Here is a 14,804-nt window from a genome sequence, read left to right as displayed (position 1 = left end):
GCAACAAAATTCTTGCCCAAACAAGATAGAGAGGACGAAATTTAGATAGTCTTGTATCTTTTATTTAAAGCGTTTTTGCATCTATAATTTTAGATGTCAGGAAAACTGCCGCGCCCGCCACTTACCCCTATATAATATTCCCCGCATGATAATAAACTTTTTATACAAAATAAAACTTACAAACACAAAGCAATGAGAAGATTAGAGTATAGATGCAGTATCATGCAGTGCATTAGTATCTTAAGCTTATTTAATTTTACTAAAATTAAGATAGGCTAGTCTTGATATTGCTATATTTTTAGAGCGCGCCCTATCGGGCCGTCTAGTAGTAGTTATCTACTCTCTATAGTAAAAACTTATCATCTTTTTATAGTAGAGATATATGTTACGTACTAGGCAGTATGCTGGTAGCAGTCTTCGAGGCATTTCATCGTTTTTACAGTGTATTTATCACAGTCAATACATGTGTATATTATTATTTTCGATGCTTTTAACGCTTAGAGAAACTCTAAATATCAAGTACTAGGCGATAAAGTTTCACTATTCAATATCTAGTATACTTCATACAAGGATAAAATCCCATACGCTTTCACATATGGGGATTACCATTTTATAATGGGGAATAAGTAGTTACAACCCACTAATACTATTGATTATTCTCTAGCAAGCGCTATATTACTCATTTTTAGAATGAGGCTGTTCGACTAGAGTTTTTGGTAAAGTAAAGTCAAATGGGCTCGCGTGTTCTTCTTCTGCTACAATCTGCCGAAAACGTTCTTGATCAGCCACTTCTTTTCTCTTTCTAGCCTTATGGAATGCAAGCCCTGTACCAGCTGGGATTAAGCGGCCAACGATTACATTCTCCTTTAGACCACGGAGGTCGTCGCGCTTGCCCATAATCGCAGCTTCAGTTAAAACGCGCGTTGTTTCTTGGAACGATGCAGCTGAGATAAACGAATCAGTTGACAGTGACGCTTTTGTAATACCAAGCAGCACGTTTTCATAGGTTGCCGGACGTTTACCTTCCGTAATGATCCGGTCATTTTCGTCCAGCATATCAGAGCGTTCGACTTGTTCGCCCGGGATAAACCGCGTGTCAGCGTTATCAATAATCTGTACGCGGCGCAGCATTTGTCGCACAATCACCTCAATATGCTTGTCATTAATTTTTACACCCTGCAAACGATATACGTCTTGTACTTCATCAACGATATATCGAGATAGCGCTTCGATTCCCTGTAGACGTAGTATGTCATGCGAATCGGCAGGCCCATCTACAATCATCTCGCCCTTGTTTACAACCTGGCCATCATGTACAAGTACTTGTTTTTCTTTTGCAATTAAAAATTCATGTTGATTACCATCTAGGTCTGTAATGATCAAGCGCTGCTTGCCCTTCGTATCTTTTCCGAACGATACTGTTCCAGTAACTTCCGCTAAGAAGCCTGCATTCTTTGGTGAACGCGCTTCAAATAGCTCGGCAACTCGAGGCAAACCGCCGGTAATGTCACGAGTTTTCTGTGACTCGGTTGGAATACGAGCTAGTACTTCACCGATCTGAACCTGCTGACCATCTTTAACAGTAATTAGTGCACCGACCTGGAAGCCAATCTGTACCGCATGCTCTGTTCCCGGAATTTTTACTTCGTCACCGCTTTTATGGAGCAGCTTTACTTGTGGGCGTACACTCTTAGACAACTGAGAACCGCAGTGCTTTGCATCAATTACAACGAGAGTCGATAGACCAGTTACTTCATCGATCTGTTTTGCAACAGTTACGCCTTCTTCAACATTTTCAAACTTTACGGTACCGCCGTACTCCGTGATAATCGGACGTGTCATTGGATCCCACGTTGCAAGCTGGGTGCCTGCCTTAATTTGCGTGCCATCTAACTGCAATAGCGTTGCACCATACGGAATTTTATGGCATTCGCGCTCTCGTCCGTAGTCATCTGTGATAACTACTTCTCCGGAGCGAGAAATAACAATCTGTTCGTTTTTTGCGTTTGTCACATAGCGCATCGTCGGAGTGAATCGTGCAGTTCCATTAGACTTCGCCTCAACACTGGATGCCACCGCCGTTCGTGATACTGCACCACCAATATGGAATGTGCGCATTGTTAGCTGCGTACCCGGCTCACCGATTGATTGTGCGGCAATTACACCAACTGCTTCGCCCACATTTACTAGTGTACCGCGCCCAAGATCGCGGCCATAGCACTTTGCGCATAAACCATAGCGTGTTTCACAAGTTAACGGGGTGCGTACACGTACTTCATCGATACTAAGACGCTCAATTTCTTCAACTGCAGTTTCATCTAGCAGCGTACCTGATTGGTACAGTACTTCCTGAATTTCAGTATTAATTATATCGACTACTGCTACCCGACCAAGAATCCGGTCACGCAGCGCTTCGACAACTTCACCGCCTTCTACAAGCGCTCTCATTGCCACACTCTTACTAGTATTGCAATCATCCTCAACTACTACTAAATCCTGCGTTACGTCGACTAAACGACGAGTTAGATAGCCTGAGTTTGCAGTTTTTAACGCAGTATCTGCTAATCCCTTTCGGGCACCATGCGTTGAGATAAAATACTGTAATACATTTAAGCCTTCTCGAAAGTTTGCGGTAATTGGCGTCTCAATAATTGAGCCATCTGGCTTAGCCATAAGCCCACGCATACCCGCTAATTGACGAATCTGTACTGCCGAACCACGTGCACCAGAGTCTGCCATCATATAGATTGAGTTAAATGACTCCTGGCGTGTCTCATTACCATTGCGGTCGATTACCGATTCGGTTGACAGCCGCTTCATCATTGCTTTACCAACTAATTCAGAGGTTGCTGACCAAATGTCGACTACGTTATTATAGCGCTCCTGGGCAGTAACTAGGCCTGACATATATTGTCGATCATATTCCTTAACTTTTTTAGCAGCTTCGCCTACAATCGCTTCTTTTTGCGCCGGTACGAGCATGTCATCAACACAGATCGAAATACCGGCGCGGGTAGCTAGGTGGAATCCAGATTGCATGAGCTGATCGGCAAAAATCACTGTCTCTTGCAGACCGCAACAACGGAAGGCAGTATTAATCAGTCGAGAAATTTCTTTCTTCTTTAAGGGTTTATTCAGGACACTGAATGGCAGACCTGGTGGCAAAATCTCTGAGAGAATTGCACGACCTACAGTAGTTGTATATAGTAAGGTCTTGGCTATAAATTTTGGTTCACTATCCGATTGAATCTTGTTAGCTACCATTTCAGTAATTCGCACATTAATACGCGATGCTAGTTCTACCGCCTTATTCTCATATGCCCTCAGGACTTCGCTAACGCCAGTAAAGGTCATTCCCTCACCCTTAGCATTGATTGCTTCGCGCGTCGCGTAATACAATCCTAGTACGATATCTTGTGATGGAACAATTGAAGGATCGCCGTTGGCTGGGAACAGAACGTTGTTAGACGCAAGCATTAGAGTGCGCGCCTCCATCTGTGCTTCGAGCGATAGCGGCACATGCACAGCCATCTGGTCACCATCGAAATCAGCGTTAAACGCTGCGCATACGAGCGGATGTAGTTGGATTGCTTTACCTTCTATTAGTACAGGATCGAACGCTTGAATTCCAAGCCGATGCAGCGTTGGCGCACGGTTTAACATTACTGGATGCTCGCGGATTACTTCTTCAAGAATATCCCATACAATTGGTGTCTGGCTTTCAACTTCCTTCTTCGCCGCCTTAATAGTTGTTGCAACGCCCATCACTTCAAGCTTATTGAAAATAAACGGCTTAAATAATTCAAGTGCCATTAACTTAGGCAAACCACACTGATGAAGTTTAAGTGTCGGACCAACAACAATTACTGATCGGCCAGAGTAGTCAACTCGCTTACCAAGTAAATTCTGGCGGAAGCGGCCACCCTTGCCTTTGATCATATCTGCAAGAGATTTCAGGGGGCGTTTATTAGCGCCAGTCATAGCCTTACCACGACGACCATTGTCTAGCAACGAGTCTACTACTTCCTGCAACATTCGCTTTTCATTTCGAATAATTATCTCGGGCGCTTTTAGCTCAAGTAGGCGCTTTAACCGATTATTACGATTGATCACACGGCGATACAAATCATTTAGATCTGACGTCGCGAACCGGCCACCATCCAGTGGTACTAGTGGACGCAACTCTGGCGGTAGAACAGGCAGTACCTCAAGAATCATCCACTCCGGCTTAATGCCAGAACGCTGAAATGCCTCAAGTACTTTTAGGCGTTTTGCATACTTCTTGATCTTCGCTTCGGAGCCGGTATTCTTCAACTCAGCACGAAGTTGCTCGATCTGAGAATTAATATCAATTGAGCGCAGTAGTTCACGTATACCTTCTGCGCCCATCTCCGCTCGGAACTCCTCACCATCTTCTTCAGCTTTATAGTAATCCTCTTCGGTCATGATCTGCCGCGCCTTGAGAGACGTCATACCGGGATCAATTACGACATATGCTTCGAAATAAAGAACGCGCTCAATATCGCGTAATGTCATATCGAGCACCATACCTAGGCGCGACGGTAGTGATTTTAGAAACCATATATGCGCAACTGGCGAAGCAAGCTCAATATGACCCATACGCTCTCGGCGCACTTTCGAAAGCGTTACTTCAACGCCGCACTTTTCGCAGATTACACCGCGATGTTTCAAGCGTTTGTATTTGCCGCATAGACATTCATAGTCCTTAATGGGGCCAAATATTTTCGCGCAGAATAAACCATCACGTTCTGGCTTGAACGTGCGGTAGTTAATTGTTTCCGGCTTTTTCACCTCACCAAACGACCACGACCGGATTTTATCCGGCGAGGCTAGGCTTATCTTGATTACATCAAAAACTTCTTCTTGCTGGACTTGCTTGAATAGATCGAGCAAAGCTTTCATCGCTTCTCTCCAGTAGTCCGATTAGTTCCGGTCTAGGTCGATATCAATACCGAGCGACCGTATTTCTTTCACAAGTACGTTGAATGACTCCGGCATCCCCGCATCGATTACATGATCACCCTTAACAAGGTTTTCATATACCCTTGTACGGCCTGTTACGTCATCTGACTTCACTGTCAACATTTCCTGCAACACGTAGGATGCACCATATGCCTCTAGCGCCCATACTTCCATTTCCCCAAAGCGCTGCCCCCCAAACTGGGCTTTACCACCTAACGGCTGCTGCGTCACTAGTGAATACGGACCAGTCGAGCGTGCATGCATCTTATCATCTACTAAATGATGAAGCTTTAGCATATGCATATAACCAACAGTTACCGGACGTTCGAAAGCCTCGCCTGTGCGTCCATCGTACAGTGTCACCTGGTTCTTCGACTTTGTCATTCCTAGCTGCTGTGCTATCTCATCTGGGAACGCTAGATCGAGCATATGAGAAATTTCTTTCTCATGTGCACCATCAAATACCGGTGTTGCAAATGGCACACCTTCTTTCAAGTTCTGCGCAAGCTCGATAATTTCATTATCGGACATTTCATCAATCGACTCTAGATGACCGGACTCGTTATAGATCTTCGTCAAAAATAATCGTAGATCCTGGACTAGCGTTGCTTTCTTAGCCTGCAACATTTCACCTATACGCCAACCCAAGCCTTTTGCGGACCAGCCTAAGTGAGTTTCGAGTATCTGCCCAACATTCATTCTCGATGGGACACCTAACGGATTTAACACAATATCGCATGGGCGGCCATCAGCCATATATGGCATATCCTCAATTGGAACGATCTTGGAGACGACACCCTTGTTACCATGGCGACCTGCCATCTTGTCACCGGGTTGCAAGCGACGCTTGACTGCTAGGTATACTTTAGCCATTTTTAGTACACCCGGGGGCAGTTCATCGCCTTGTGTAAGTTTCTTGCGCTTTTCTTCAAACGCGAGGTCAAATTGATAGCGCTTCTGCTCGATCGATTCTTTGATTGCCTCTAGTTGAGCCGCCGAATCTTCATCAGATAGGCGAATATCAAACCAGTGATAATGATCTAGGTGATCTAGGTATTCGCGTGTAATCTTTGTACCCTTCGTAAGCTTTTGCGGCCCGCCGTTCGCAGCTTTACCGTTAAGCATCCGAGCTAACCGTTCGAACGCATCGCTTTCAACGATACGCAACTGGTCATTCAAATCTAATCGATAGCGTTTAAGCTCATCATCAATAATCTGCTGTGCGCGTTTATCGCGCTGGATCCCTTCGCGTGTAAATGCTTGCACATCAATTACTGTGCCAGTCATACCTGATGGAACGCGCAAGGAGGTATCTTTTACATCAGAGGCTTTCTCGCCGAAGATTGCGCGCAGCAGCTTTTCTTCTGGGGTCAGTTGAGTTTCGCCTTTCGGTGTTACCTTGCCAACTAACACATCACCCGCCTCAACTTCAGCACCAATATAAATGATACCTGATTCATCTAAGCGGCCTAACTGAACTTCAGCTAGGTTAGAGATATCTCGCGTAATTTCTTCTGGCCCGAGTTTCGTATCTCGTGCTACAACATTCAGCTCTTCAATATGGATCGAGGTATAGCGATCATCGGAAACGACACGTTCAGAAATAAGAAGCGAATCCTCAAAGTTGTAGCCATTCCACGGCGTAAAAGCAACCAGCATATTCTGGCCAAGCGCAAGCTCGCCTAGATCCGTTGACGCACCATCAGCAATTACGTCGCCACGCGTGACACAATCTCCAACTTTCGCAATAGGCCGCTGGTTGATATTCGTATTTTGGTTTGAGCGCGTATATTTAGTCAGATTATAGATATCGACTCCGACCTCACCAGCTACCGCTTCCTCATCATTTACGCGAATTACTACGCGGCGCGCGTCAACATAATCAATCACTCCGCCGCGGAATACCTGTACTGTCGTGCCGGAGTCCACGGCAGTTCTACGCTCAATACCAGTTCCAACCACCGCTTTTTCTGGCCGTAAGCAAGGTACCGCTTGACGCTGCATGTTTGAACCCATTAATGCACGGTTTGCATCATCATGCTCGAGGAATGGAATAAGCGATGCAGCTACAGACACGATCTGTGATGGCGCAACATCCATATACTGGATGCGATCTGGTATAACCATCAGCGTTTCACCAGCTTCTCGAGCCGAAACCAGCTCGTCAATTAGCCTACCTTCATCGTCAATCGCCGCATTTGCCTGAGCGATTACATATCGCCCTTCCTCAATCGCAGATAGGTAGTCAATCTGGTTTGTTACTTTTCCATTGATTACTTTCCGGTACGGTGTCTCAAGAAAACAATATTCATTCAGGTGGGCATATAATGCAAGTGAATTAATAAGACCAATGTTTGGACCTTCCGGCGTTTCGATCGGGCATACGCGGCCATAGTGGGTTGGGTGAACGTCACGCACCTCAAAACCAGCGCGCTCGCGTGTTAACCCGCCTGGTCCTAACGCTGATACGCGCCGCTTATGCGTAATCTCAGATAGTGGATTAGTCTGATCCATAAACTGTGATAGCTGTGAGGAGCCGAAGAACTCACGAATCGCTGACGAAATCGGTTTTGAGTTAATCAGGTCGTGCGGCATCAAGTTCTCACTTTCTGCTTGGCCAAGGCGCTCTTTAACCGCACGCTCTACACGCACTAAGCCGGCCCGAAACTGATTTTCAGCTAGCTCTCCGACACAGCGTACGCGACGGTTGCCAAGATGGTCAATATCATCGACTTCACCCTTACCATTACGTAACTCGACTAAGATCTTAATCGCGGCAAGAAGGTCAGCATCAGTCAAAGTCATTTGACCATGAATTTCGTCACGACCGACACGTCGGTTAAACTTCATGCGGCCGACTTTCGATAAGTCGTACGCGTCCTCACTATAAAACAAACGGTTAAACAGCGCTTCGACGGCTTCCTCTGTGGGCGGCTCACCTGGCCGCATCATCCGATAGATTGCAATTCTCGCGGCAGTCTTATCGGTAGTATCGTCGATACGCAGCGTTGCTGATATGTATGGACCATGATCCAGATCATTTGTGTATAACGTCTGGATTTCTGTCATTCCTATTTCTCGAAGCTTATCGAGTAGAATCTCAGTTATCTCCTCATTAGCATGGGCAATTATCTCCCCGGTATCAGTGTCAATCACGTTTTTGGCAAGAACACGACCAATTAAGTAGTCATCCGGTACTAAGATATATTTCGTCTTTGTATTCTCAAGATCACAAATATGCTTGGCATTGATTCGTTTATCTTTTTGGACAATAACTTTTCCATCTCGATCAGCAATATTAAAACGTGCAACCTCGCCCTGCAATCGATCTAGTACGCACTCCATCTGCGCACCTTCGTTTATCAACGTGAAGTTGTCGAATACAAAGAAATTAGCTAAGATCTTCTCTGGCGTCAAACCAATGGCTTTAAGCAGGATTGTTACCGGCATCTTACGGCGACGATCAACCCGAAAGTACAGAATGTCTTTTGGATCAAATTCAAAATCTAGCCAGGAGCCGCGGTACGGAATAATTCGCGCTGAGAATAATAGCTTACCCGAGCTATGCGTCTTACCCTTATCGTGTTCAAAGAATACGCCCGGTGACCGATGTAGCTGCGAAACAATTACACGCTCAGTACCGTTGATTACGAACGAGCCGGTTGGCGTCATAAGCGGAATTTCGCCCATATACACTTCTTGCTCTTTAACCTCCTTAACAAGCGGTTTAGTTGGAGATTCTTTGTCGAAAATAACCAGGCGAACCTTAGCCCGTAATGCAGAACAATAGGTTAAGCCGCGTTGCTGGCACTCCTTGACATCGAATACCGGCAATGAGAGCGCATAGCTAACAAACTTAAGTTGGGCAAAACCATTATGCGAAATAATCGGAAAAATAGACGTGAAAGCAGCCTGGAGTCCCTCTGACTTACGTTGTGCAGCAGGCACATCTCCTTGGAGAAAAGCACTAAATGATTCAAGCTGAGTAGCTAGTAGAAAAGGAACCGGGTGAACGATAGGGCGTTTTGCAAAACTTTTGCGAATACGCTTCTTCTCGGTGAAAGAATATTGCATGCGATCTCCGAATCATGGCGTGATAGTACACTGCTCTAACAGCAGTGAATAAAATTGCCTGAGTGTTCACCGACTGAAACCCTATGGTCATCCAGATATCTGAATGGACCAAGAAGCTTGGTGGTTGGCCGCTACCAACCGCTGGCTGACAGCAGCGGTTGCCCATATTGCCCGCTACCCGGACCAAACTTGCCTTCTGCAGTCGCTTCAGAAAGCAAAGAAAAAAGCAAATAATTTTGCTAAATGCTTTTTTCTTTAGTTTCTTTGACGCAAACATAGTGCTATTAAAGCGCTCGCTAGATCTACAAAGCGCAAAAAGGCTGACGGTCTGGAACCGCCAGCCCTTCGCGCAAAAACTGGAATTATTTAATTTCAGTTTTTGCGCCAGCGTCTTCAAGTTTCTTCTTTGCCTCTTCAGCGACGTCTTTCGATACCGCTTCCTTAACAGATCTGGGTGCGCTATCGACTAAATCTTTTGCTTCCTTGAGACCTAGGCCAGTGAGTTCACGAACAGTCTTAATAACTGATACTTTATTCGGACCAACTTCTAGTAGGTTTACTACAAACTCTATCTGTTCTTCTACCGCCGCAGTGTCACTACTGGTACCTAATGGACCCGCAACAGCAAGCGCAGCAGCCGATACATTAAACTTCTCCTCGAAGGCTTTAACTAACTCATTTAGCTCCAGGACTGACATCGCGCCAACGGCTTCTAAGATGTCTTCTTTTGCGATTGCCATTTAAAATACTCCTAACTTGGAATTTGGATTTTTAGCCAACGATCCGCGGTTAACCGGGCTCGTGCCCGGCTACCTGTCAGGCGGCTTCACTCTGCCGCTTTTCGGCTAGAATAGCCAAAGCATATGTGAAGCTATAAACAGGTGCTTGAATAACACTTAGCAGCCTCACAAGCAGTTCCTCTCGGCTCGGAATAGAAGCTAACGCTTGCACGTCAACTTTGTTTATTACCTTACCTTCATAGAAGCCGGCTTTAATTACAAGCTTGTCAGTAGCCTTGCTAAAGTCATAAATAACCTTAGCTGCCGGAATTACATCGTCTGAAATGCTATAAATTAAAGGACCTCTCATATGCTCGGCAAGTGGAGCAAACGGCGTACCCATAACCGCTTTGCGCGCAAGCGTATTTTTCAACACACATAGGTATACGTGTTGCTCATATGCTTTTGCGCGAAGATGGGTTAGATCGCCAACCGAAATCCCTCGATATTCAGCCAATACAATAGTCTGAGCTTTCGCAACTTTTGCAGAAATCTTAGCTACGACGGCCCGCTTATCTTCACGATTAAGTGGCACGTTTAACCTCCAGATTTGGTCCGTTAGACGGTCTTTCCGACCACATCGCGCACCGCGTTTCATGAACAGCGCGCCCGAGATTGTTGGGGTATTTTCACTGGTATTACAGTACTGCACCCAGCTTATATTCTGCAAAACTATTTCGAGTTTGCTATCTGCGTTGGCTTTAATAAAGATTGGGTGCTACAACTACTTTTACCCACGATCTTAATAATTAACTATGTCGTCTTATAGCAACCACATAAACACCTAGCCTATAGGCGGTAGAAAAGCTTAACTATTAGTACATCTTACTGTGTAATTACTTATTTTGCGATAACCGTACTTAAATCTACTCGCACACTGATACCCATCGTGCTTGATATCATAATTTTACGTAGGTAAATACCTTTACTAGTTGCTGGTTTCATTTTTTGTAGCGTATCTACTAATATAGTAAGATTAGATTTCAAATCGCTTGATTCAAATGATGCACGACCAATAGTCGCATGGATAATCCCACCTTTATCAACACGGAATTGCACCTGGCCAGCTTTCGCATTCTTCACTGCTGTCGCTATATTAGGAGTAACTGTGCCCATTTTAGGATTTGGCATTAAGCCACGCGGGCCAAGAATTTGACCGAGCGTGCCAACAACACGCATCGCGTCTGGTGACGCTATTACGCTGTCGAAATTTAGATTACCTGCTTTTACTTGCTCAGCTAAGTCTTCCATCCCAACAATTTCAGCGCCCGCAGCTTTAGCCTGTTCTGCTTTATCGCCTTGCGCAAATACGGCAACGCGCACACTTTTTCCGGTACCAGCTGGTAATACAACTGAACCACGAACTACTTGATCTGATTTCTTTGCATCAATACCTAGCTGTACTGCCACATCTATTGATTCATTAAACTTAGCAGTCGAACACTGCTTCACAAGCAAAATTGCATCATCTATAGAGTATAGCTTTAGGTGATTGACTTTACTTTCCAGTGCTTTTAAGCGCTTTGAAACTTTGCCCATCTACACACCTCCCACAGTAATACCCATCGAACGAGCAGTACCGGCGATTGTACGAACTGCTGCATCAAGACTAGCTGCGGTAAGATCTGGCATCTTTGTCTTAGCAATTTCTGTGGCTTGTGCGTATGTAATATTACCTACTTTATCCATATGTGGCTTATTCGAGCCTCTATCAACCTTTGCTGCTTTCTTAATAAGAATGGCTGCTGGGGGGGTTTTTAGAACAAACGTAAAACTTTTATCTGCATAAGCCGTAATTAAAACTGGCGTTGGCAAACCCGGCTCAAGGCCTTGTGTTTGCGCATTAAATGCCTTACAGAACGCCATTATATTTAAGCCTCGCTGACCTAGTGCTGGACCAATAGGTGGGGAAGGGGTGGCTTTACCCGCAGGAATCTGAAGCTTAATAAAGCTAATAATTTTTTTTGCCATTTAAAATCTCGGGTGAACGCTAGGCGTTCGGCAAGTAGTAAGATGCTTTTATAAAACTATACCAATGCTTCTTAATAGCTAATGAAGCAAACTAAAAGTACTTCAATACTGGATAAGACTCTGTTACGTGGAAAGCTTATATTAAACATGAAATCTAATTTAGACCTTTTCAACCTGGCCAAATTCAAGCTCAACTGGCGTAGCTCGACCAAAAATTGTTACTGAAACACGAACACGCGACTTTTCATAATTTACTTCCTCAACACTGCCATTAAAATCTGTAAAAGGGCCCTCTTTAACACGAATCAACTCCCCAACCTCAAACAAAGTTTTTGGCCGTGGTTTCTCGACGCCTTCTTGCATTTGCGACATAATTTTATTAACTTCATGCTGAGAAATAGGACTTGGACGATTCCGAACACCACCGACAAATCCAGTAACTTTGGCGGTATTTTTTACTAAATGCCATGTTTCATCAGTCATTACCATTTCTACTAACACGTAACCCGGAAAAAACCGGCGTTCGGTTAGTGATTTATGTCCACCCTTAATTTCGACAACCTCTTCTGTTGGAACTAAGATCTGACCAAATTTATCCTGCATACCAGCACGTTCAATACGCTCTTGAAGCGTACGTTGTACACTTTTTTCCATACCAGAATAGACATGTACGACATACCAACGATTTTCACCTAGTGGTGCTGTACTATTATTCATATCACTTCCAACCTAAAATCAGTGAAAAGATAATCCATTCAATAGTCTTATCACTAATCCATAGATAGATTGCCATCAGCAACACAAAACTAAATACGACTATAGTTGTTTGACTAGCCTCTTTTCGGGTTGGCCAAATAACTTTTTGAACCTCACGATATGAATCTTTCACAAATATAATAAAGCTTCTGCCTGAAGAAGAGGCAAGCTCTACTGCAATGCCTACAACAACACAAATTACCAAAACTAGACTACGTATATACCAATCATACATCTCCAGTAGATAAAAACCAGAAACTCCAGCAATAATTAGTAGTATGCTTAGTGCAAATAGTAATCTATTACCTATAGTATTTACAGTTTCAGCGGATGAATTTGCCATAATACTCTAAACAAATATACCGTATAAACGGTGTTGTATTGGCAGGGGTAGAGGGCATCGAACCCCCGACCTTCGGTTTTGGAGACCGACGCTCTACCAGTTGAGCTATACCCCTAAAGCGCGCTGTAACTACAATATATTCCTATAATAAAAGCTGTGTTTTATTTAATAATCTTAGCAACAACACCAGCACCGACAGTACGACCACCTTCACGGATTGCAAAGCGCAGGCCTTCTTCCATTGCGATTGGCGCAATTAACTTGACTGTGATCGATATGTTATCACCCGGCATCACCATTTCTTTGTCTAGAGGTAACTCAATTGAGCCTGTCACATCTGTCGTTCGGAAATAGAATTGCGGCCGATAATTATTAAAAAATGGCGTGTGTCGCCCGCCTTCGTCTTTACTTAGCACGTATACTTCTGCTGTGAAGTGCGTATGTGGCGTGATTGTCCCAGGCTTAGATAATACTTGGCCGCGCTCTACATCCTCACGCTTAGTACCACGTAGTAGTATACCTACGTTATCACCAGCTTGACCCTGGTCTAAAAGTTTTCGGAACATCTCCACGCCTGTACATGTTGTCTTTGATGTGTTGCGTATACCCACAATCTCAATTTCTTCACCAACCTTAATTACTCCACGCTCCACGCGTCCAGTAACTACGGTGCCACGGCCGGAAATTGAGAAGACATCTTCCACCGGCATGAGAAATGTGCCATCTACCACACGCTCAGGTGTTGGGATGTGCACATCTAACGCATTAGCCAGACTTAGCATCGCTGCCTCACCTAACTCGCTTTTGTCTCCCTCTAGGGCTAGCTTCGCCGAACCTTTAATAATCGGTGTATTATCGCCAGGAAACTCATACTTAGATAGCAGCTCGCGCACTTCCATTTCTACTAGTTCGAGCAGCTCCGCATCGTCTACCATATCGCATTTATTCAGGAATACAACGATATACGGTACACCCACCTGACGTGCTAGTAGAATGTGCTCACGCGTTTGGGGCATCGGGCCGTCAGCAGCCGACACAACTAGGATCGCGCCATCCATCTGTGCTGCGCCCGTGATCATATTTTTCACGTAGTCTGCGTGACCCGGGCAGTCTACATGTGCATAGTGACGCTGTTCTGTCTCATACTCAATATGCGCTGTATTGATCGTAATGCCACGAGCTTTTTCTTCCGGCGCTGCATCAATCTCATCGTATTTCTTCGCTTCGCCACCAAACCTCGATGATAGCACTGTCGCGAGTGCCGCCGTCAGTGTGGTTTTGCCATGGTCAACGTGACCGATCGTGCCTACGTTCACGTGCGGCTTGGTTCGTCTAAACTTGCCTTTAGCCATTTTTGACTCCTCACAGGAATTTGATCTGTTGCTTCGCGCGAAAACGCATCACTAAAACTTACTGGTGCCCATGGGCAGGATTGAACTGCCGACCTCTCCCTTACCAAGGGAGTGCTCTACCACTGAGCCACATGGGCAAATACCTATATATTGGAGCGGGTGAAGGGAATCGAACCCTCGTCATAAGCTTGGAAGACTTCTGCTCTACCATTAAGCTACACCCGCAAGATAATTTTTCTTATATTACTATCAATAAATTCTGGTGGAGGAGGTTGGATTCGAACCAACGTAGGCGTAAAGCCAACAGATTTACAGTCTGCCCCCTTTAACCACTCGGGCACCCCTCCTGCAAAGGATAGGCATTGTCAGCTAATTAGATGCGAGTGTCAACTACCCCAGTATAGGTTAACTTCGTCAAAAGCGACCCTCCTTACTATCCTTATTTATCTAAGTAACTTTTAAACTACTATTGTATTAATAACTTTTATAAAAGCGCTTTATAAAGAAGCTGTATAATCGTTTAATTATCGCAGTCGACTAGCCTAG

The 14,804-nt window shown here is 44.8% G+C and carries 10 protein-coding genes and 4 tRNA genes; 1 reads left to right on the top strand and 13 read right to left on the bottom strand.

What is annotated here, in order from left to right:
• Positions 1-675: 675 nt before the first annotated feature.
• Together rpoC and rpoB are read right to left on the bottom strand one after the other, a co-directional pair.
• Positions 676-4,923 (bottom strand): DNA-directed RNA polymerase subunit beta', encoded by a 4,248-nt coding sequence (gene rpoC / locus K0T93_RS00070; protein WP_225721407.1) that lies wholly within the window; start codon positions 4,921-4,923, stop codon positions 676-678.
• A 21-nt stretch (positions 4,924-4,944) separates the two neighbouring features.
• Positions 4,945-9,057 carry a DNA-directed RNA polymerase subunit beta gene (gene rpoB, locus K0T93_RS00065; protein ID WP_225721406.1) on the bottom strand — a complete coding sequence of 1,371 codons (4,113 nt, stop codon included), beginning with the start codon at positions 9,055-9,057 and terminating at the stop codon, positions 4,945-4,947.
• Positions 9,058-9,160: 103 nt separating this feature from the next.
• On the opposite strand from rpoB, the gene K0T93_RS00060 reads away from it, so the two are divergent.
• Positions 9,161-9,316 (top strand): hypothetical protein, encoded by a 156-nt coding sequence (locus K0T93_RS00060; protein ID WP_225721405.1) that lies wholly within the window; start codon positions 9,161-9,163, stop codon positions 9,314-9,316.
• A gap of 103 nt (positions 9,317-9,419) precedes the next feature.
• Here the strand turns inward: K0T93_RS00060 and rplL are convergent, their stop codons facing one another.
• The 11 genes from rplL to K0T93_RS00005 all read right to left on the bottom strand — a co-directional run bounded on the left by rplL (position 9,420) and on the right by K0T93_RS00005 (position 14,605).
• A complete protein-coding gene (gene rplL / locus K0T93_RS00055; protein WP_225721404.1) occupies positions 9,420-9,797 on the bottom strand; it encodes a 50S ribosomal protein L7/L12 in 378 nt (125 codons plus the stop codon).
• A gap of 76 nt (positions 9,798-9,873) precedes the next feature.
• Entirely contained in the window at positions 9,874-10,371 is a 498-nt protein-coding gene (gene rplJ, locus K0T93_RS00050; protein WP_225721815.1) for a 50S ribosomal protein L10, read from the bottom strand.
• A 305-nt stretch (positions 10,372-10,676) separates the two neighbouring features.
• A complete protein-coding gene (gene rplA / locus K0T93_RS00045; protein WP_225721403.1) occupies positions 10,677-11,375 on the bottom strand; it encodes a 50S ribosomal protein L1 in 699 nt (232 codons plus the stop codon).
• Positions 11,376-11,807, bottom strand: coding sequence for a 50S ribosomal protein L11 (gene rplK / locus K0T93_RS00040; RefSeq protein ID WP_225721402.1), 432 nt, complete (start codon positions 11,805-11,807; stop codon positions 11,376-11,378).
• 159 nt (positions 11,808-11,966) lie between these two features.
• Positions 11,967-12,524, bottom strand: a complete 558-nt coding sequence (nusG, locus tag K0T93_RS00035) for a transcription termination/antitermination protein NusG (protein WP_225721401.1) — start codon at positions 12,522-12,524, stop codon at positions 11,967-11,969.
• 1 nt (position 12,525) lies between these two features.
• On the bottom strand, positions 12,526-12,906 hold the full coding sequence (secE, locus tag K0T93_RS00030; RefSeq protein WP_225721400.1) for a preprotein translocase subunit SecE: 381 nt from the start codon (positions 12,904-12,906) through the stop codon (positions 12,526-12,528).
• Between the two features lie 39 nt (positions 12,907-12,945).
• Positions 12,946-13,021: transfer RNA gene (locus K0T93_RS00025), tRNA-Trp, on the bottom strand.
• A 46-nt stretch (positions 13,022-13,067) separates the two neighbouring features.
• Positions 13,068-14,258 carry an elongation factor Tu gene (gene tuf / locus K0T93_RS00020; RefSeq protein ID WP_225721399.1) on the bottom strand — a complete coding sequence of 397 codons (1,191 nt, stop codon included), beginning with the start codon at positions 14,256-14,258 and terminating at the stop codon, positions 13,068-13,070.
• 62 nt (positions 14,259-14,320) lie between these two features.
• A tRNA-Thr gene (locus K0T93_RS00015) sits at positions 14,321-14,395 on the bottom strand.
• 14 nt (positions 14,396-14,409) lie between these two features.
• Positions 14,410-14,483: transfer RNA gene (locus K0T93_RS00010), tRNA-Gly, on the bottom strand.
• A 35-nt stretch (positions 14,484-14,518) separates the two neighbouring features.
• Positions 14,519-14,605, bottom strand: a tRNA-Tyr gene (locus K0T93_RS00005).
• Positions 14,606-14,804: the final 199 nt, after the last annotated feature.

The organism is Candidatus Vallotiella sp. (ex Adelges kitamiensis), from assembly GCF_020342435.1.
Classification (GTDB): Bacteria; Pseudomonadota; Gammaproteobacteria; order Burkholderiales; family Burkholderiaceae; genus Mycetohabitans.
This window is presented reverse-complemented; position numbering and strand designations above follow the sequence as displayed.

What these genes read in the sequence shown, in the direction of transcription:
- rpoC (WP_225721407.1), bottom strand. Translation starts at nt 4,923, where the DNA reads ATGAAAGCTTTGCTCGATCTATTCAAGCAAGTCCAGCAAGAAGAAGTT.
- rpoB (WP_225721406.1), bottom strand. Translation starts at nt 9,057, where the DNA reads ATGCAATATTCTTTCACCGAGAAGAAGCGTATTCGCAAAAGTTTTGCA.
- K0T93_RS00060 (WP_225721405.1), top strand. Translation starts at nt 9,161, where the DNA reads ATGGACCAAGAAGCTTGGTGGTTGGCCGCTACCAACCGCTGGCTGACA.
- rplL (WP_225721404.1), bottom strand. Translation starts at nt 9,797, where the DNA reads ATGGCAATCGCAAAAGAAGACATCTTAGAAGCCGTTGGCGCGATGTCA.
- rplA (WP_225721403.1), bottom strand. Translation starts at nt 11,375, where the DNA reads ATGGGCAAAGTTTCAAAGCGCTTAAAAGCACTGGAAAGTAAAGTCAAT.
- rplK (WP_225721402.1), bottom strand. Translation starts at nt 11,807, where the DNA reads ATGGCAAAAAAAATTATTAGCTTTATTAAGCTTCAGATTCCTGCGGGT.
- nusG (WP_225721401.1), bottom strand. Translation starts at nt 12,524, where the DNA reads ATGAATAATAGTACAGCACCACTAGGTGAAAATCGTTGGTATGTCGTA.
- secE (WP_225721400.1), bottom strand. Translation starts at nt 12,906, where the DNA reads ATGGCAAATTCATCCGCTGAAACTGTAAATACTATAGGTAATAGATTA.
- tuf (WP_225721399.1), bottom strand. Translation starts at nt 14,258, where the DNA reads ATGGCTAAAGGCAAGTTTAGACGAACCAAGCCGCACGTGAACGTAGGC.